This window comes from Aeromicrobium ginsengisoli, assembly GCF_004134905.2.
In the GTDB taxonomy this organism is placed as follows: Bacteria; Actinomycetota; Actinomycetes; order Propionibacteriales; family Nocardioidaceae; genus Aeromicrobium; species Aeromicrobium ginsengisoli.
In genome coordinates, this window is record NZ_SDPQ02000002.1 from 1,092,274 (window position 1) to 1,110,089 (window position 17,816).

18 protein-coding genes are annotated in these 17,816 nt (G+C 66.9%); 12 read left to right on the forward strand and 6 right to left on the reverse strand.

Annotated elements, in window-relative coordinates:
* Positions 1-46 precede the first annotated feature (46 nt).
* Positions 47-490, forward strand: a complete 444-nt coding sequence (locus ESP70_RS12140) for a hypothetical protein (RefSeq protein ID WP_149689502.1) — start codon at positions 47-49, stop codon at positions 488-490.
* Here the strand turns inward: ESP70_RS12140 and ESP70_RS12145 are convergent.
* Complete coding sequence (locus ESP70_RS12145) at positions 487-2,223, reverse strand: TIGR03767 family metallophosphoesterase (protein WP_149689503.1); 1,737 nt, start codon at positions 2,221-2,223, stop codon at positions 487-489. The genes ESP70_RS12140 and ESP70_RS12145 overlap by 4 nt on opposite strands.
* A gap of 118 nt (positions 2,224-2,341) precedes the next feature.
* Here ESP70_RS12145 and ESP70_RS12150 point away from each other — a divergent pair, with 118 nt between their 5' ends.
* Positions 2,342-3,061: an enoyl-CoA hydratase gene (locus ESP70_RS12150; protein ID WP_149689504.1), complete on the forward strand. Its 720-nt coding sequence runs from the start codon at positions 2,342-2,344 to the stop codon at positions 3,059-3,061.
* Complete coding sequence (locus ESP70_RS12155; RefSeq protein ID WP_149689505.1) at positions 3,061-3,510, forward strand: AMP-binding protein; 450 nt, start codon at positions 3,061-3,063, stop codon at positions 3,508-3,510. Before ESP70_RS12150 ends, ESP70_RS12155 begins: the two co-directional genes overlap by 1 nt.
* Positions 3,511-3,622: 112 nt before the next feature.
* Here ESP70_RS12155 and ESP70_RS12160 read toward each other — a convergent pair whose 3' ends face one another.
* On the reverse strand, positions 3,623-4,099 hold the full coding sequence (locus tag ESP70_RS12160; protein ID WP_149689506.1) for an Lrp/AsnC family transcriptional regulator: 477 nt from the start codon (positions 4,097-4,099) through the stop codon (positions 3,623-3,625).
* Between the two features lie 158 nt (positions 4,100-4,257).
* Here ESP70_RS12160 and ESP70_RS12165 point away from each other — a divergent pair, with 158 nt between their 5' ends.
* Genes ESP70_RS12165 through ESP70_RS12180 form a run of 4 tightly spaced genes read left to right on the forward strand, consistent with a single transcriptional unit; the run spans position 4,258 to position 8,318 of the window.
* A complete protein-coding gene (locus ESP70_RS12165; RefSeq protein WP_149689507.1) occupies positions 4,258-5,421 on the forward strand; it encodes a polyamine ABC transporter substrate-binding protein in 1,164 nt (387 codons plus the stop codon).
* Entirely contained in the window at positions 5,405-6,562 is a 1,158-nt protein-coding gene (locus ESP70_RS12170) for an ABC transporter ATP-binding protein (protein WP_246162011.1), read from the forward strand. Before ESP70_RS12165 ends, ESP70_RS12170 begins: the two co-directional genes overlap by 17 nt.
* Positions 6,563-6,564: 2 nt before the next feature.
* A complete protein-coding gene (locus ESP70_RS12175; RefSeq protein ID WP_149689508.1) occupies positions 6,565-7,497 on the forward strand; it encodes an ABC transporter permease in 933 nt (310 codons plus the stop codon).
* On the forward strand, positions 7,494-8,318 hold the full coding sequence (locus ESP70_RS12180; protein ID WP_149689509.1) for an ABC transporter permease: 825 nt from the start codon (positions 7,494-7,496) through the stop codon (positions 8,316-8,318). Before ESP70_RS12175 ends, ESP70_RS12180 begins: the two co-directional genes overlap by 4 nt.
* A gap of 136 nt (positions 8,319-8,454) precedes the next feature.
* Here ESP70_RS12180 and ESP70_RS12185 read toward each other — a convergent pair whose 3' ends face one another.
* Positions 8,455-9,837, reverse strand: coding sequence for an aspartate aminotransferase family protein (locus tag ESP70_RS12185; protein ID WP_149689510.1), 1,383 nt, complete (start codon positions 9,835-9,837; stop codon positions 8,455-8,457).
* 112 nt (positions 9,838-9,949) lie between these two features.
* Here ESP70_RS12185 and ESP70_RS12190 point away from each other — a divergent pair, with 112 nt between their 5' ends.
* The 3 genes from ESP70_RS12190 (at position 9,950) to ESP70_RS12200 (ending at position 13,166) form a co-directional block, all read left to right on the forward strand.
* Positions 9,950-11,386 carry a gamma-aminobutyraldehyde dehydrogenase gene (locus tag ESP70_RS12190; protein WP_149689511.1) on the forward strand — a complete coding sequence of 479 codons (1,437 nt, stop codon included), beginning with the start codon at positions 9,950-9,952 and terminating at the stop codon, positions 11,384-11,386.
* 15 nt (positions 11,387-11,401) lie between these two features.
* The gene (locus ESP70_RS12195) at positions 11,402-12,733 is read left to right on the forward strand and encodes a flavin monoamine oxidase family protein (protein WP_149689512.1); all 1,332 of its coding nucleotides are present in this window, start codon (positions 11,402-11,404) and stop codon (positions 12,731-12,733) included.
* Positions 12,734-12,794: 61 nt separating this feature from the next.
* Complete coding sequence (locus ESP70_RS12200; protein ID WP_149689513.1) at positions 12,795-13,166, forward strand: Lsr2 family DNA-binding protein; 372 nt, start codon at positions 12,795-12,797, stop codon at positions 13,164-13,166.
* Between the two features lie 23 nt (positions 13,167-13,189).
* On the opposite strand, the gene ESP70_RS12205 is transcribed toward ESP70_RS12200, so the two are convergent.
* From ESP70_RS12205 to ESP70_RS12215, 3 genes are read right to left on the reverse strand one after another with little or no spacing between them, the layout of a single operon-like run.
* Complete coding sequence (locus ESP70_RS12205; RefSeq protein WP_149689514.1) at positions 13,190-14,020, reverse strand: class I SAM-dependent methyltransferase; 831 nt, start codon at positions 14,018-14,020, stop codon at positions 13,190-13,192.
* 56 nt (positions 14,021-14,076) lie between these two features.
* Positions 14,077-14,733: a response regulator transcription factor gene (locus ESP70_RS12210; RefSeq protein WP_149689515.1), complete on the reverse strand. Its 657-nt coding sequence runs from the start codon at positions 14,731-14,733 to the stop codon at positions 14,077-14,079.
* On the reverse strand, positions 14,730-15,887 hold the full coding sequence (locus tag ESP70_RS12215; protein WP_149689516.1) for a sensor histidine kinase: 1,158 nt from the start codon (positions 15,885-15,887) through the stop codon (positions 14,730-14,732). Before ESP70_RS12215 ends, ESP70_RS12210 begins: the two co-directional genes overlap by 4 nt.
* A gap of 129 nt (positions 15,888-16,016) precedes the next feature.
* Here ESP70_RS12215 and ESP70_RS12220 point away from each other — a divergent pair, with 129 nt between their 5' ends.
* Both ESP70_RS12220 and ESP70_RS12225 read left to right on the forward strand, forming a co-directional pair.
* Positions 16,017-16,931: an ABC transporter ATP-binding protein gene (locus ESP70_RS12220; protein WP_149689517.1), complete on the forward strand. Its 915-nt coding sequence runs from the start codon at positions 16,017-16,019 to the stop codon at positions 16,929-16,931.
* Positions 16,928-17,713, forward strand: a complete 786-nt coding sequence (locus ESP70_RS12225; RefSeq protein ID WP_149689518.1) for an ABC transporter permease — start codon at positions 16,928-16,930, stop codon at positions 17,711-17,713. Before ESP70_RS12220 ends, ESP70_RS12225 begins: the two co-directional genes overlap by 4 nt.
* The last annotated feature ends 103 nt before the right edge of the window (positions 17,714-17,816 follow it).

Below are 17,816 nucleotides of genomic sequence, written 5' to 3' on the forward strand. Positions count from 1 at the left end.
TCTGCCGGCGCTTGCTCCTCCGCTGAAGCTCTATCGTGGGGTTCTGGTGAGCTCGATCATCGGGGCAGTGGTGCTTCTCGTGATGGCCGGAGTTTTCATCTGGGCATCTGTGATCGAGAACGAGCCCTGGGGCCTCCTGTTCGCCGTGTTTCCACTTGTGATGGCGGTGGTGTTCGGGGTTCAGGCGCGAGCTCGACTGGAGATCTGGCCCGATCGCTTTGTCGTCCGCATGATTGGGACCCGCGCGTATCGGTTTGACGAATGCTCGGAGTTTGAGGCCAAGACGTTGCCTGGTCTTCCCAACGGTGGACGTGTCGTCAGGTTCGTGCACGCGCCTGAAGGGGAAATCAAGTCGAAGAAGTTCACGCGAGTGTTCGGCTACAACATGTCCATCCCGAAATTCCGCGGTGGCGCCAAGGCCTTGGCGCGCGATCTCAACCAGTACCGCGAGAGGTGGCTCGCCAGCGAAGGCACCCAGGCGGGACGCTAGACCAGCGCGGGCTTCGGGGTCAGCAGCTCGACGTTGCGATCCGTCGGCGTGCCTTCCTGTCCCGAGGTGCGCTGCTGGGGATCGTTCATCGCCAGCTCGCGGGCCAGGCCGGCCAGCGCCACGGGGTTGTTGAGCACGCCGCCGTATGCCGCCGGTCCCGCATGGTCGACCATCGTGGTGAAGATCGACAGCGTGCCGTCGTGGTTGTCGACGAGCTCGATGAGCCGGGACTGCTGCGGGAAGTCGATGTGCGACGCGGTGTTGATCTCCCAGAAGCCGCCGCTGCCGTCCGGGCGGGTGCGGGCCCAGATCTGGTTCTCGTGCGTGTGGCCGTTGACCCACGCGACGACGTTGGGGTTGGCGAGCAGCAGCGCGACGACCTCGGGGCCGAGCACGCGATCCTGGAGGTCGAGGCCGGTGGCGATCAGTCCGTTGTCCATCGTGTCGGAGGTGTGGTGGCTGAAGACCATGACGTACTTGTTCTTCGACATCGCGAGGAGCGTCGTGAGCCAGGTCATCTGCTTGGCGTCGATCGAGCCGGTGTCGTAGCCGTTGGGGTTGACGGTGTCCATGACGATGCAGCGCACGTCGCCCTTGTCGAACGCGTAGTAGGCGGTGTTGTCCTTCTGGTTCTGGGCCGTGAAGCCGTGCCCCTTGGGCGTGCCCGTCGTCTTGAAGTGCTCGTCTACGACCTGCCCGCGGGTGACCTGGCGCCGGTTGAGATCGGGTGAGACGAGCCGGACCGGAAGGTCGAGGTTCAGGGCGTTGACGAGCGCGCTGGCGTCGGCGCCCATGATGCTCTTGAGCAGGTCCGCCTGGGAGACGCCCGGGGTCACGGTCGTCACCTTGAGGGCGCCGGTGGAGATCAGGCTCAACGGCAATGTGTGGGGGAAGTTGCCCTGCACCAGGCCGTCGTGGTTGCCGAAGGCGGCGTACCACGGCATCTTGAGGCCCTCGGACGTGAACGGCTTGCGGGCAGCGTCGAGCAGGCCCGGCACCTGGGGGAAGCCGAACACGGACTTGTAGATGTCGGGGGCCTTGCCGCTCGGTGGCGTGTCGGGGTGCCAGTAGTGCGTGTCGTAGTTGATGGCGGTGTTGTCGGACACGCCCTCGTACTTGGTCTTGGTGCCCGAGTCGGGGACGATCTGCTTGCCACCGTCCATGATGTCGATGTTCCAGCGGAACTCGTTGAGCTGGCAGTTGTCGGAGTTGTCGCCGGTCTGGATCGCGAACGCGAGCGGGGTGCCGCTGACCGGCGCCGCGTCCTTGACGGTGTTGATCGCCCGGACCATGGCCTCGGCGACCTGGAGCGTGAGCATCTCGTGCGCCCGGTAGCTCGAGCTGAGCAGGCCGATGACGGGGTCGCTCGGCGCGTACTTGTCCTCGAACCGGTCGACGTACTCCAGCCGCATGGGCGACTGCGCGTCGACGAGGTGCACGTCGGTCATGTGCGCGAACGCGAGGATCGGGGTGCGGGTGGTCGTACGTGCGTCGTTCGCGGTGCCGCCCAGCTCGGTGCGCAGCGTGTGCGGCTCGCCCGTCTGCACGATGACCGGGGCGTAACCACCGGCGCCCGGCGCTCCGCGCACGAGCCGCGTCGCGAGGGTCGTGTGCTCCGGGGAGAGCTGACCGGTGACGGCCCAGGCCGCGGTGGAGAACGACAGGTCGGTCAGTGCCGCCGCTCCTCCGATGACAACGCTGGACTGGATGAGCGTGCGACGAGACAGAGCCATGCACCAACAACGAGCCGGCTCCTGTGACGTTACTCACAGGTCATATAGCCGAGGTGCGGGCACGTCGAGCCGACTTCGATCAGGGCCGATAGCGTGGCCGGGACCCCGAAGGAGACCCATGCTCGGTGTGACCACGGACGGACCTGTCACGGTCCTCGAACTCCAGCGCGAGGACCGGCGCAACGCGCTCAACCTCGAGCTCTGCCGCGCGATCCACGCAGCCGTCGACGACGCGGTCGCCGGGGGAGCGCGGGTTATCGTCGTCACCGGCCAGGGCACGGCGTTCTGCTCAGGCGCCGACCTCGGCGGCGTGTACGGGGACGAGTTTCTCGACGCGCTCTACGGCATGCTGCACCACCTGGCCAAGCTCCCGGTGCCCCTCATCGCCGCCGTCAACGGCGCCGCGATCGGTGCGGGCACGCAGCTGGCCATCGCGTGCGACCTCAGGGTCGCTGACGAGAAGGCCGCGTTCGGCGTCCCGACCGCCCGCAACGGGCTCGCCGTCGACGCATGGACCATCCGTACGCTGTCGGACATCGCCGGGGCGGGTCCGGCGCGGCGACTGATGCTCGCCGCCGAGACGTTCGACCGCGACACGGCCCTCGGCATGGGACTGGCCGACCGGCCCGGCACGCTCGACGACGCGATCGCCTGGGCGCACGAGATCGCCGAGTTCGCACCTCTGACGCTGGCGCACAACAAGCTGATCCTCAACGGCTCGCCTGACGATGACGCCGCGATCGACGCGAGCTTCGACGCGGTCTGGGCCAGCGCCGACGTACGCGAAGGCGCGGCGGCGCGAGCCGAGAAGCGTACGCCGAAGTTCGAGGGGCGCTGATGGCCAGCCTGATATACCGGGTGCTCGACGAGCACGTGATCCACGGCCTCGCCGACAACCTCGCGATCGAGGACGAGCGCGGCACGATGTCGTACGCCGAGCTGCTCCACGAGTCGGCGTCGGTCGCCGGCGCGTTCACCAACATCGGCATCGTGGCCGGCACGGGCGTGCAGCTCGACGTCCCCCAGGGTCGTGAGCTCGTGGTCGCCGTACTGGCTCTGGCGCGTCTCGGCGCGGTGCCCCATGGCGACGCCGAGCTCAGGCTCGTCGGCGTTCCGCCCGTGCTGCACACGCCGGACACCGAGGTGACGTGGGACCTGCTGATCCACGCCGGCCGCATGGATCCGGCGCAGGCTCCGGCGACCGACCCCAAAGGCTACGAGGCGTTGATGCGCGAGGCGTACCCCGACATCTTCCAGGCCCTGGAAGCCGGCGAGACGGTCACCTGATGTGGTCCCGATACGATCCCTCGTTCCTCGGGATCACTCGATCAGCGAGTACTCGCTGGTCGAGTAGCTGACCGAGCCCTGCGAGGGAGGCGTATCGAGACCTCGCGAGCCCTTACCGCACACCCCAGGCGTAGGTCTGCTTCTCGAGGCGCAGGTAGACGAACGTCTCGGTCGTGACGACCCGGTCGAGGGCACTGATCTGCTCCGACACCACCTCGAGCAGCTCGTCGTCGCTCTCGGCGACGATCTCGGCGAGGATGTCGAACCGGCCGGTCGTGATGACGACGTAGTCGAGCTTCTCCATGGCGGCGAGCTCCGCCGCGACCTCACGCACGTTGCCGGTGACCTTGACGCCGATCATCGCCTGACGGGCGAAGCCCATCTGCATCGGATCGGTCACCGCGACGACCTGCATGACACCGCTCTCGATGAGCTTCTGCACGCGGTGGCGCACCGCGGCCTCGGACAGCCCCACCTGCTTGGCGATCGCCGAGTAGGAGAGCCGGCCGTCGTCCTGCAGGAGCTCGATGATCTGCTTGGCGGTGTTGTCGAGGTTCTGTCCTCGGCCCTCCGGTCTGCGCTCGCTCATGTCGGTCATTGTGCCGTACACGACGGATTCCGTCGCCCCCTATCCGGCGGAAAGAATGACGCTTTCCTGAGCGAAACACGATGTTTACGCCGGAATCCCTTGTCGTGGGCCCATTATCTTGCGAGTATTCGTGGTCAGGGCTATTGCGAGGGTGGGATATGGCTGAACTGGAACGACGAACTCTGCTCAAAGGCTCGGTCGGTGTCGCGGCGCTCGGCGCGAGCGCCGCGGCGCTCAAGTGGGGCTTCAACACCCCCGACCGCAAGCAGAACCCCGCGGACTGCCAGGCCAAGGACGTCTCGGCGACCGACAAGCGGCTGATCTTCTCGAACTGGCCCGAATACATCGACGAGGACGACAAGAAGTACGTATCGACGTTGACCCAGTTCGAGAAGGACACCGGGATCAAGGTCGACTACACCGCCGACGTCAACGACAACAACGAGTTCTTCGCGAAAGTGGCCAACCAGCTCGGCTCGTGCAGCTCGTCGAAGCGCGACTTGTTCGCGCTGACGGACTGGATGGCGGCGAAGATGATCCAGGTCGGCTGGATCCAGAAGCTCGACGCCTCGAAGGTGCCCAACCTTCACGCCAACATCATCGACTCGCTGAAGTCGCCGGGCTGGGACAAGAAGCGTGAGTACTCCGCACCGTGGCAGAGCGGCCTGACCGGCATCGCCTACAACAAGAAGAAGGTCGGCGAGGTCAAGTCGTTCAGCGAGCTGCTGACCCGCAAGGACCTCAAAGGCCGCGTCACGCTGCTGACCGAGATGCGCGACACGATGGGATTCATGCTCCTGCTCGAGGGAGCCGATCCGTCGAACTTCACCGACGCCCAGTGGCAGAAGGCGATGGAGCGGCTCAAGAAGGCCGACGGCGACGGCCAGTTCCGGGCGTTCACCGGCAATGACTACGTCCAGGACCTGGCGTCCGGCAACGTGCTGGCGGCCGAGGCGTGGTCGGGTGACATTGCGAACGCCGGCGACGACAACCTCGTGTGGATCCCGCCGGAGGAGGGGATCATGATCTGGGCCGACAACATGCTGATCCCCAACCTCGCGACCCACAAGGACAACGCCGAGGAGTGGATCAACTACTACTACGAGCCCGAGGTCGGCGCGAAGCTCGCCAACTACAACAGCTACATCTGCCCGGTGAAGGGGGCTCAAGAGGCGATGGAGAAGGTCAATCCCGAGAACGTCCACAACGAGCTGATCTTCCCCACGGAGAAGACGCTGTCCCAGACCCACGGCTTCATGGCACTCGACGAGGCCAAGTCGCGCACCTACGAAGGGGATTTTTCCAGTGTCACAGCTTCATGAGTCAACGACCACGGACCGACCCGCCAGCGGATCGCGTGACCTGCGGCTGAGCGGACTGACCAAGGAGTACGCCGCGTTCACCGCGGTGAAGTCACTCGACCTGGTCATGCCGCAGGGGTCGTTCTTCGCTCTGCTGGGTCCCTCCGGCTGCGGCAAGACCACCACGCTTCGCATGGTGGCCGGCCTCGAGACCCCGACCTCGGGCGCGATCCACCTCGGCGACACCGAGATCACGTACGCGAAGCCCTACAAGCGGCCGGTCAACACGGTGTTCCAGAACTATGCGCTCTTCCCGCACCTCAACATCTCCAAGAACGTGGCCTTCGGCCTGGAGCGTCGCGGTGTGAAGAACGTCGGCCAGCAGGTCGCCGACATGCTGGAGCTCGTCGAGCTGACTTCGCAGGCGCACAAGAAGCCGGCCCAGATGTCGGGCGGCCAGCAGCAACGCGTCGCCCTCGCCCGTGCCCTGATCAACCAGCCCGAGGTGCTGCTCCTCGACGAGCCGCTCGGCGCGCTCGACCTCAAGCTGCGCCGCGGCATGCAGCTCGAGCTCAAGCGCATCCAGACCGAGGTCGGCCTGACGTTCGTCCACGTGACGCACGACCAGGAGGAGGCCATGACGATGGCCGACACCATCGCGGTCATGAACCAGGGCGTCATCGAGCAGATGGGCGCACCCAACGACCTCTACGAGAACCCCAAGACCACGTTCGTCGCCAACTTCCTTGGCCAGTCCAACCTCATCGAGGCCGAGATCCAGGGTCGCGAGGGTGGCCAGGTCAAGGTACGCGTGCAGGGCGCACTCGCGTCGATCCCGACCGAGCGGGCGCACTCCGAGTCCGGCAAGGGCTGGCTCGGCATCCGGCCCGAGAAGGTGCTCATCGCCGAGGCCGGACACCCCATCGACGCTCCCGGTGATGTCATCACCGGCGGCTTCATCACGGACGTCAGCTTCGTCGGCGTGAGCACCCAGTACATGGTCAAGATGCCGTGGGGCCAGGAGCTCATGGTGTTCGAGCAGAACACCGGCGCCCGCCGCATGCTGCCGGTCGGCACCAAGGTCGATGTGTCCTGGCGCCCTGAGTACGCCTTCCTGCTCGACGCCAGCCAGGACGCCAAAGCCGGCATCGAGGAGGACTGACGATGACCTCGACCGCCGGCATCGCTCCGGCCAACCCGCACGACTCAGCCGCGCCGGCGCCACGTGGCCGCAAGCTCACGGGCTACTGGTTGATCCTGCCCGCCGCACTGTGGCTCGGGGTCTTCTTCGTCATCCCGTTCTACTCGCTGGTCTCCTCGAGCCTGTTCGACCCCAACGGATCGGTCCTGACCGGCTACAACATGACGTGGCACTTCGCCAACTACGTCGACGCGATCAACGACTACAAGGGCCAGCTGTGGAGGTCGATCTGGTATGCGGGCCTCGCGACCCTCGCCTGCCTCGTCATCGGCTATGTCCTGGCCTACGCGATCGCGTTCAAGGCCGGCCGCTGGAAGAACCTGATGCTGGTGCTGGTCATCGCCCCGTTCTTCACGTCGTTCCTGCTCCGGACCCTGTCGTGGAAGCTGATCCTCGCTGACGACGGCTGGGTCGTGGGATTCGCCCAGACGATCCACCTGACCAACCTGCTCAACTTCATCGGCCTGACCGGCACAGACGACCGGTTGCTGGCGACACCGTTCGCCGTGATCGCCGGTCTGACCTACAACTTCCTGCCGTTCATGGTGCTGCCGCTCTACGCGAGCCTGGAGAAGATCGACGTACGCCTGATCGAGGCGTCCAGCGACCTGTACGCCTCGCCGATGCGCGGCTTCTTCAAGGTCACGTTCCCGCTGTCGCTGCCCGGCGTCGTCGCCGGCACGTTGCTGACGTTCATCCCGGCGGCCGGTGACTACATCAACGCCACGCTGCTCGGCAACACCAACACCAAGATGGTGGGCAACGTCATCCAGAGCCTGTTCACGACGCAGGGTGACTACGCCGCGGCTGGCGCGCTGTCGGTCACGCTCATGGCGATCATTGTCGGGCTCGTCCTGATCTATGTCCGCACCTCGGGAACGGAGGACCTCGTATGAGCACCCTCGCACGCCTGAGGCGCTGGATCGGCAAGCACCTCGTGCTCGGACTCGGGCTGCTGGTGCTGGTCTACACGTTCGTGCCGATCGCTGTCGTCGTGCTGATGAGCTTCAACAACAACAGCAAGTCCAAGAACGTCTACAAGTTCCAGGACTTCACCTGGAACAACTGGCTGCACCCGTTCAAGCCCGGTGGGATGAAGGACTCGGTCATCCTCAGCATCGAGATCGCGCTTCTGGCCACGTTGGTCGCCACGATCCTCGGCACGCTGGCCGCGTTCGCCCTGTCCCGCCACAAGTTCGTCGGGCGCAAGGCGGCGAACCTCATCATCTTCCTGCCGATGGCGTCACCCGAGATCGTGATGGGCTCGTCGCTGTTGGCACTCTTCGTGTCGCGCGGATTCGGTGGGCAGCTCGGCTTCATCACGATCCTCATCGCGCACGTCATGTTCTGCCTGTCGTTCGTCATCGTCACGGTCAAGGCGCGCCTGAGCGGGCTCGACGACAATCTCGAGCAGGCCGCGATGGACCTGTATGCCAACGAGGTGCAGACGTTCTGGCGGGTGACGTTCCCGCTGGTCCTGCCGGGCATCATCGGTGCGGCATTGCTGAGCTTCTCGTTGTCGTTCGACGACTTCATCGTCACGAACCTCAACGCGGGCCAGGAAGTGACCTTCCCGATGTTCGTCTACGGCGCCAACCAGCGCGGCGTGCCGATGCAGGTCAACGTGATCGGCACGGCGATGTTCGTCATCGCGATCGCGATCGTCCTGGGCAACGAGATCTTCCGCCGTCGCCAGGAAAAGGCGTTGGCTGCCTGACCGGGGCGGCGGTTTACCAAGAGGCCACGGCAAACTTCGCCTCGTCGCGGACGCTGCACGGCAAACAGCCACTCCTCAAGGTGCGTACGCCCTGAGGAGTGGCGGTCTGCCCTGACCTCTTGGTAAACCGCCGAGGTCAGAGGTGACCCTGTGCCTCCGTCAACACCGATCGCAGGATCGACTCCATCTCGTCGAAGTGGCTCTGCTCGGCGATGATCGGCGGCGAGAGCTGGATGACCGGGTCGCCACGGTCGTCGGCGCGGCAGTAGAGACCGTTCTCGAACAGCGCCTTCGAGAGGAACCCGCGCAGCAGCCGCTCGGACTCGTCGTCGTCGAACGTCTCCTTGGTCGCCTTGTCCTTGACCAGCTCGATGCCGTAGAAGAAGCCGTCACCGCGTACGTCGCCGACGATGTCGAGGTCCAGCAGCTTCTCGAGGGTGGCCCGGAACGCGCCTTCGTTGTTGCGGACGTTCTCGTTGAGCTTCTCGCGCTCGAAGATGTCGAGGTTGGCCATCGCGACGGCCGTCGACACGGGGTGCCCGCCGAACGTGTAGCCGTGGGCGAAGCTGTTGTCGCCCTGCAGGAACGGCTCCATGACCCGGTCGGTCGCGATCATCGCGCCGAGGGGGGAGTAGCCGGACGTCAGGCCCTTGGCGCACGTGATCATGTCGGGCACGTAGTCGTACCGCGTGGCGCCGAACATCTCGCCGAGCCGGCCGAACGCGCAGATGACCTCGTCAGACACGAGCAGGACGTCGTGGCGGTCGCAGATCTCGCGTACGCGCTGGAAGTAGCCGGGCGGGGGCGGGAAGCAGCCGCCCGCGTTCTGCACGGGCTCGAGGAACACCGCGGCGACCGTGTCGGGACCCTCGGCGAGGATCGCGTGCTCGATCTGGTCGGCCGCCCAGATGCTGAAGTCGTCGAGGTTGTCACCGTGCTCGGGGGCGCGGTAGAAGTTCGTGTTGGGCACGTGCACTGTCGACGGCACGAGCGGCTCGAACATCTGCTTGAGCGCCGGGATGCCGGTGATCGAGAGCGCGCCGTGCGGGGTGCCGTGATAGGCGATCTGGCGGCTGATGACCTTGGTCTTGAGCGGCTTGCCGGTCAGCTTGAAGTACTGCTTGGCAGCCTTCCATGCGGTCTCGACGGCCTCGCCGCCGCCCGTCGTGAAGAACACCCGGTTGAGGTCGCCCGGGGCGTACGACGCGATGCGCTCGGCGAGCTCGATCGCGTTGGGGTGCGCGAACGTCCAGATGGGGAAGAACGAGAGCTCGGCGGCCTGCTTCGCGGCGGCCTCGGCCAGCTCCTGGCGACCGTGGCCGGCCTGGACGACGAACAGCCCGGCGAGCCCGTCGAGGTACTTGCGCCCCTTGGCGTCCCACACGTACATGCCGTCGCCCTTGGTGATGATGGGGATGTCGTGGGCATCGTCGTAGCTCCCGTGGCGGGAGAAGTGCATCCACAGGTGGCGCTTGCCGGCCTTCTGCAGTCGGGTGTAGTCCTCGTCGGAGTAGCTCATGCAGCCATGATCGCAAGACACCGGACACAAAGACAAGGGAATTCGTCGTGTGATCTGCCCTTTAGTTCGGATTCCGTTGCCTCAGGCGGGAGATTGGGGTTGGATGGAGCCCATGGACCGAGCGATCACCAACGTCATCAACGGAGCACTCGTCCCGGCGGTGAGCGGCGCGACGTACGACGTCATCGATCCGTCGACCGGTCAGGTGTACGCCTCGGCGCCGCTGTCCGGCGCGGAGGACGTCGATCGCGCGTTCGGGGCCGCGGCGACGGCGTTCGAGACGTGGCGCGACACCACACCGTACGAGCGGTCGAAGCTGCTCAACCAGTTCGCTCGCGCGATCGAGGACCGGGCCCACGAGATCGTCGACGTCGAGTCGCGTGACACCGGCAAGCCCAAGGCGCTGACGCTGAGCGAGGAGATCCTCGGCCAGGCACTCGACGCCATGACGTTCTACGCCGGCGCGGCACGGGTGCTCGAGGGCAAGTCGGCGGGGGAGTACCTGCGCGGCCACACCTCGATGATCCGGCGTGAGCCGATCGGGGTCGTGGCGCAGGTGACGCCATGGAACTACCCGTTCGTCATGGCGATCTGGAAGATCGCTCCTGCCCTGGCCGCCGGCAACACGATCGTGCTCAAGCCCAGCGACACGACGCCGGCCTCGACGACGCTGCTGGCCGAGATCGCGCAGGAGTTCTTCCCGCCGGGCGTCTTCAACGTCGTATGCGGTGACCGTGACACCGGCCGGGCGCTGGTGACCCACCCGACGCCCCAGATGGTCGCGATCACCGGATCCGTGCGCGCCGGGATGGAGGTGGCCGCTGCGGCAGCCGCCGACCTCAAGAAGCCCCACCTCGAGCTCGGCGGCAAGGCGCCCGTCGTGGTGTTCGACGACGCCGACCTCGCTGCTGCTGCCGAGGGCATTGCCGGCGCCGGCTACTTCAACGCCGGCCAGGACTGCACCGCGGCGACGCGCGTGCTGGTCCACCCGCGGGTGGCAGCCGACTTCACCGCTGCCCTGACGGAGGCCGCTCGTGCGACCAAGGTCGGCATGCCGGACGACGACGTCGATCTGGGGCCGGTCAACAACGCCAACCAGCTCGCCCACGTCAAGGAGTTCATCGACTCCCTTCCCGACCACGCGCGGCTGGAGACCGGCGGATCGCGGATGACGGCGCTCGGCGACGGCTACTTCTTCGAGCCGACCGTGCTCTCCGGGCTGCTGCAGGACGACCACGCCAGCCAGGACGAGATCTTCGGCCCGGTCATCACCGTCCAGCAGTTCAGCGACGAGGACGAGGCGGTGCGCTGGGCCAACGGCGTGGACTACGGCCTGTCGTCGTCGGTGTGGACCAAGGACCACGGCCGGGCGATGCGCATGGCCCGGCGCCTCGACTTCGGCTGCGTCTGGATCAACACGCACATCCCGATCGTCGCCGAGATGCCACACGGCGGCTTCAAGCACTCCGGCTACGGCAAGGACCTGTCGATGTACGGCCTCGAGGACTACACCCGCATCAAGCACGTGATGACCAACCTGGACGCCTAGGGCCGGGGACGGACGATGGTGGAGCACCACGACGTGATCGTGGTCGGGGCCGGCGTGGCGGGGCTGACGGCCGCCCGGCTCCTCGCGCGTGAGGGCCAACGGGTGGTCGTGCTCGAGGCGCGCGACCGGGTCGGCGGCCGCGTGTGGACCGACCGAAGCGACGGAGGCACCACGGATCTCGGCGCCTCGTGGATCCACGGGACGACCGGCAGCCCGGTCGCCGCGGCCGCGGAGGCATTCGGGATGCGGATGCGCGAGTTCACGGTGGGCGGCTACCAGCCCGACGGCCGGCCGATCGCCTATTACGGCCCGGACGGCGAGCGCTTGTCGGACGTCGCGGCTCAGCGATTCGTCGACGACATCCACACCGTCGACGCCCTGCTGCCTGACGTCATCGCGACCTCCGAGGCGGACGCGTCATACGCAGGCGTCACCGAGAGCGTCCTCGCGTCCCTCGGGTGGGACGAGGCTCGGGCGGAGCGGGTGCGCGAATATCTCCGGCACCGCTCGGAGGAGCAGTACGGGGTGGCGAGCCGGGACCTGGCGGCGCACGGTCTCGACGACGACGTGATCGATGGCGACGAGGTGGTGTTCCCCGACGGGTACGACCGACTGCCCGAACGTCTCGCGGCAGGGCTCGACATTCGCCTCGGACACGTCGTTTCGCACGTGCGCTGGGGTTCTGACGGTGTGGTCGTCACCGGCGGTGGGGGCGAGATGTCGGCCCGGTCCGTCATCCTCACGGTGCCGGTCGGGGTCCTGCGCAGCGCCGATCTCGTCATCGAGCCTCCGCTGCCCGAGCCGGTGGCCGGCGCTCTGAGCCGGCTCGAGATGAACGCGTTCGAGAAGGTCTTCCTGCGCTTCCGGACCCGGTTCTGGGACGAGGACGTCTACGTCGTACGTCAGCAGGGTCCGGAAGGTGCGTGGTGGCACTCCTGGTACGACCTCACCTCGCTGGACGGCACTCCGACGCTGCTGACGTTCGCCGCCGGCCCTGCGGCCGCCGCCACGCGTGGGTGGGAGAAGTCGAGGATCGCGGAGTCGGTGCTCGCGCAGCTGCGGCGGCTGTACGGCGACCGGGTGGAGGAGCCGGTCGAGGTCCACACCACCGACTGGCAGGGTGATCCGTTCGCGCGCGGCTCCTATGCGTACATGACAGTGGGCTCGACGACCGCTGACCACGATGATCTGGCCACCCCGGTCGGCGGGGTCCTGCACATCGCGGGCGAGGCGACATGGACCGACGACCCGGCGACCGTGACTGCAGCCATGGCGTCGGGCCGCCGGGCCGCTGTCAACGTCCTGCAGCGCGACATCCCGATCGAGCAGGTGTGGGAGACGTCCTGAGCGGACCGCACAGCCTGACCGGGCTGGACTATCCTGACCGCGTCCAGCCGAAGGAGAACGTATGCCCAAGCGCGAGATCGTCCCCGAGCCGATCGTGACGGTGATCGACGACTACGACGGCAAGGAGCTGCACCCCGATACGCCTCCCGAGCGCTATCGGATCAATGGTCGGACGTACGAGCTCTACCTGTCCGACGAGTCCAAGAAGGCCGTCGACGACTTCCTGCGCAACCTCCTGGACGGTGCCGAGGAGGTCCGTGACACGTACGCGCCGCGCAGCAGTCGTGGGCGCGGCGGGTCTGGCGTCGCGATCATGGAGGGCTACACGATCCACGACCTCCGGGAATGGGCACGAGCGAACGGCCATCAGGTCAGCGACAACCGCCGAGCACCCTCCAAGGTGATCGAGGCGTTCAACGCCGCGCACTCCTGACGTCGCGTGGCGCCAGGAAGAGCTCAACCCGACTTGACGGCCTGCAGCGTGTAGGAGTGAGGGAGCCGCCAGGGGCGATCGGACAATTGGAACTCACCGTTGCCCAGATCGTCCATCTGCCCTTCCATCGGCACCCAAGGCACGCTGTCGTGCTCGACCAGGCCGGTGATCTGCAGGCCCTCGTCGAGAAGCGCCGTGACGATTTCGCCGAGGCCGTGGTTCCACTCGTGGGTCACGGTGTGCTGGAACTCGACATCACTCTCGACGTAGGTGCCGGGCTCGTCCCAGACGGAAGGCTCGGCGCGCTCGAAGTAGGGATGATCGATGACGATCAGGCCGTCAGGTCGCGGATCGGCCAACGACCACAACACGGGATGACCCTCGCGGATGAAGAGGCGCCCGCCGGGAGCCAGCAGGCCGGCCACCACGCCGGCCCAGCGTCGGATGTCGGGCAGCCAGCCGAGGGCGCCGATGCCGGTGAACACCAGGTCGTACGTGTGCGCGGGCAACACGTCGGGTGCGGAGTACAGATCGGCCTCGACGAAGTCGGTCGGGTCGCCCAGCTCCGCGGCGAGGCGTCGAGCCTCGGCGAGTGAGGCCGCGCTGAAGTCGAGCCCCGTCATCCGGGCGCCCAGCCGGCTCAGTGAGATCGTGTCGGTGCCGATGTGGCACTGCAGGTGCACGCCTCGCAGCCCGGCCACCGACCCGAGCAGCGGCAGGTCGAAGCGAATGACGTTCGAAATGAATTCAGGGTCCGAGCGGAACTTGTCGACGGCGTAGTCGGGCGAGGCGACGTGAGCCGGAGCCCGTTCGTCCCAGGCGGCGCGGTTGACCTCGCGGTAGTCGTCGAGCATGTGCCTGAATCTACCGGCCATCGAGGTGAGAGCAGGCCGTCCGTCCCACCTACGCGCTACAGCAGGCCGGCGTCGTGCATCGCGATGGCGACCTGGACCCGGTTGGTCGCATCGAGCTTGGTGAAGATGTGCGAGATGTGCGCCTTGACCGTCGCGACGCTCATGTGGAGATCGGCGGCGATCTCGGCGTTCGACGAGCCACCGCCCACGGCGATCGCCACCTCACGCTCGCGATCGGTGAGGCAGGCGACCCGCGACAGTGCCGCGGCATCGTCGCGCTGGCCCGGCGCAGCGTCGGTCACCTGACGGATGAGCTGCTGGGTGATCGTCGGCGACAGCATGGGTTCGCCGTCGACGACCTTGCCGATCGCCGCGACGATCTCGGCCGGCGGCGTGTCCTTGAGCAGGAAGCCGTTGGCACCCGCAGCCAGCGCCCGTACGACGTACTCGTCGGCGTCGAACGTCGTCAGCACGATGACCTTCGGTGGATCCGGCAGCTCGAGCACGGCTGCGGTCGCCGCGATGCCGTCGAGCACCGGCATCCGGATGTCCATCAGCACGACGTCGATGCCACCCGACCGCACGGTGTCGACGGCCTCCTGGCCGTTGGCGGCCTCCCCGACGACGCTGATGGTGTCGGAGCCGCCGAGGATCAGGGCGAGCCCGGCGCGGACCAGCGGATCGTCATCTGCCAGCAGCACCCGGGTGGTCATGCGGGCCACGGTAGCCATGCCTCGACGACGAACTCACGCCCCGGGGTGATCCGGTGCGAGAGCTTCCCGCCGACCAGAGCCGTACGCTCGGCCAGCCCGATCAGGCCGAGCCCCGACTCGGGCACCGCGACGCGGCTGGAGCCGACCTCGAGCGGGTTGGTCACGACGATCGTCAGCCCAGCCCACGGGCTGCCGGTCACGGACACCGTGACGAGCGTGTTGGGCGCGTGCTTGCGGGCATTCGTGAGGCTCTCCTGCACGACGCGGTAGAGCGTACGTCCGAGGGTCTCGGGTATGCCGTCGAGCGCGACGAGCTCCTCGGTCTCGATCCGCATGCCGGTCGCGCGTGCCTCGTCGAGTAGCGCCGGCAGGTCGACCGCCGACGGTTGCGGGCGCTCGGGGCTGGCATCTCCGGCGTCGTCGCGCAGGATGCCGAGCACGTCACGCAGCTCCACGAGTGCCTGGTGCGAGCTCTCCTGGATCACCGCAGCGGTGGCGCGCATCTCCTCAGCCGTGAGGTCCTCGCGGTACGTCAGCGCACCGGCGTGCATCGTGACGAGCGAGATGCGGTGCGCCAGCACGTCGTGCATCTCGCGCGCGATGCGGCCACGCTCGGCCGTACGTGCCTGGGCGACGCGTGCTGCCTGCTCTGACTCGGCAGTGCGGGCGCGTTCACGCAGGGTCGTCAGCAGCTCCCGGCGTGACCCGATGTACATGCCCCAGCCGACGGAGACGCCGATGATCGCGATGATGAACGGGATCGTGAACGCCAGGACGTCCTCGCTGACCGGGTTGTTGTTCTCGGCGACCAGGCTCGCCACGATCGCCAGGACCCCGAGCGGGATGACCTCGCGCCACCGCCGGCGGGTCGACAGCGAGACGAGGGCGAGCGTGCCCGGCCCGGCGGACGACCACGACACGAACGAGGCGGCGTTGGTGAACACGGCGACGGCGACGGGGAACCGACGACGCCACTGGAGTGCGACAAGTCCCACGAGGCCGAGTCCGAGATCGCTCCAGAACCACAGCCGGTTGTGGTCCCATTGCCAGTAGGCGATCTCGAACCACGCCACTCCAGAGATCGTCAGCACGAGTGCGTAGCGCCAGGCGTGGTTCCACCACCGAAGAGGCGGTTGGTAGTCGGCGGCCGGCATCCTCCAAGGCTAGGGGTCGCGCGCGTGAGCCACGACCGCCCATCGGCTCGTCCATCTCATACTTTCGGCTAGCGATCAATGGTCGCTCGACCGATGTTTGTGCACCTTCCCGCGGGCAGACTGGGTGTCATGATCACAGTTGAAGGACTCACGAAGACGTACGGCGGCTTCAAAGCCGTCGACAATGTCTCGTTCGAGTGCCGACCGGGAGCCGTCACCGGCTTCCTCGGCCCGAACGGTGCCGGCAAGTCGACCACGATGCGCATCATGGCCGGGCTCACGCCCGCGTCCGCTGGTGAAGCACGGGTCGGCGGCGTCCTGTACCAAGACATCCCGAACCCAGGCACCCAGATCGGCGTCCTGCTGGACGCCTCCGCGCAGCACGCCGGCCGCACCGGCCGCGAGATCCTGACGCTCAGCGCTCTGACGATGGGCCTGCCGATGTCGCGCGTCGACGAGATGCTCAAGCTCGTCAGCCTCACGGCGGAAGAGTCGACGCGACGGGTGCGCAACTACTCGCTCGGCATGCGCCAGCGTCTCGGTATCGCCAATGCGCTGCTGGGCGACCCGAAGATCCTGATCCTGGACGAGCCGGCCAACGGCCTCGACCCGGCAGGCATCCACTGGATGCGCAGCCTGTTGCGCGAGTACGCCAACCGTGGCGGCACCGTGCTGCTGTCGTCGCACCTGCTGCATGAGATCGAGGTCATCGCCGACGAGATCATCGTCATCGGCAACGGCCGCATCGTGGCCCAGGGCACCAAGGCAGAGCTTCTGCAGACCGCCGGCACCTTCGTGAAGGCCGGCGACACCTCGGCGCTCGCCAACGCGCTCACCTCCGCGGGCATCACTGCCTCGCCGTCCGGCGACGGCGGGCTCCGTACGGAGGCCACCCCCGAGCAGGTCGGCAAGGCTGCCGCGTCAGCGGGAGTTGCCCTGATCGAGCTGCGACCCGCCGAGGGCGCCGGACTCGAGGAGATGTTCCTCGAGCTGACCTCCGACACGCAACGCGAAGAGATCACTCCCGAAGGAGCGCAGTCATGAGCACCGCAGTCGCCACGATCGACACGACCAGGCCCGCCATTCCGCTGAGCCGCCTCGTCAAGGTCGAGCTCCGCAAGATGTTCGACACCCGCTCGGGATTCTGGCTGATGATGAGCATCGGGATCGTTGCGACGATCGCGACCATCGCCTGCATCATCTTCGTGCCCAACGACAACCTCGAGTACTCGGTGTTCGGCACGGCCATCGGCGTGCCGTTCGCCATCCTGCTCCCGGTCGTCGCGATCTTGTCGGTGACAGGCGAGTGGAGTCAGAGGACGGGTCTCATCACGTTCACGCTGCTGCCGCATCGCGGACAGGTCATCCTCGCCAAGGCCATCGCGGCAATCATCGTGGCGGTCGTCTCGATGATCTTCTCGTTCGCGGTCGGCGCGCTCGGCAACGTCGTCGGCTCAGCGCTCAACGGTGTCGACACCAGGTGGGACGTGTCGGTCGCCGACATGCTCTACATCATCCTGGCCAACATTCTCGGCCTGATGGTCGGCTTCATGCTCGGCGTCCTGATCCGCAACTCTGCCGGGGCGATCGTCGCCTACTTCGTGTACTCCTTCGTCATCCCCGGCATCTTCGGGTTCCTGGCGGCGACCCAGGACTGGTTCGAGAAGATCCAGCCGTGGATCGACTTCAACGACGCGCAGACCCCGCTGTTCGACGGTGGTCCGAGCGGTGAGCAGTGGGCCCAGATCGGCACCTCCAGCCTGATCTGGTTCATCATCCCGCTGTCGCTCGGCGTCATGGCGGTCCTCAAGTCCGAGGTCAAGTAACCGAACTCCCGGAGCGGAGGGGGCGCGGCGACAGGACATCCCTCGTCTGCCGCCGCTCCGGGGCTCACCCAGGATGGCGACTTCCTTTCGAGGAGGTCGCCAT